At 42.3% G+C, this 508-nt stretch carries 1 protein-coding gene; it reads left to right on the plus strand.

What is annotated here, in order from left to right; all coding sequences use genetic code 11:
- Positions 1-258 precede the first annotated feature (258 nt).
- A partial coding sequence (locus JCM17102_RS31080; RefSeq protein WP_206778291.1) for a hypothetical protein occupies positions 259-508 on the plus strand: 250 nt, incomplete at its 3' end.

Raw genomic sequence — 508 nt, forward strand, 5'->3', positions numbered from 1 at the left:
AATAAATATATTTGTTGTCTGCAAACCGGCATACGGGTTCTATGCACTAATATACTAACTATTTTAATCATTAAGAAAGGAGGAATTCCTATGAAACATGGCACATCATCCACCGGCGTCTTAGAGTTGTTTGACAGCACGAAGAATAAATTTTGTTAGAAAACCTGTTCCCATCGGATTTTTTACGGCCCCGTTAGTAATACCTGACAGAAGGCTTCCATATTCTTACGGCCTGCACCGGCTTATGCGTAACAGCATGTGACAACAGCCGGAAATAAAACAGATATTATAAAGTATAAACACCCTGATAACAATTATACCATGAACACATTAACTATTCATAGAACAACAAAGTACCCCTTCTTCAAAAAGGAAACGGTAGCCTTGCAGGCTGCCGGCACAAATCAACCAGAAGCGCTACCCGTTCAAACGTATTCGTGCGATGCCGCAAATACCCTGCTTAATAATGTCCGCCCGAACCAACGGAAGCTTTCCCGGCGACTGTGCC

It is taken from the genome of Bacteroides faecichinchillae JCM 17102, assembly GCF_000614145.1.
In the GTDB taxonomy this organism is placed as follows: domain Bacteria; phylum Bacteroidota; class Bacteroidia; order Bacteroidales; family Bacteroidaceae; genus Bacteroides; species Bacteroides faecichinchillae.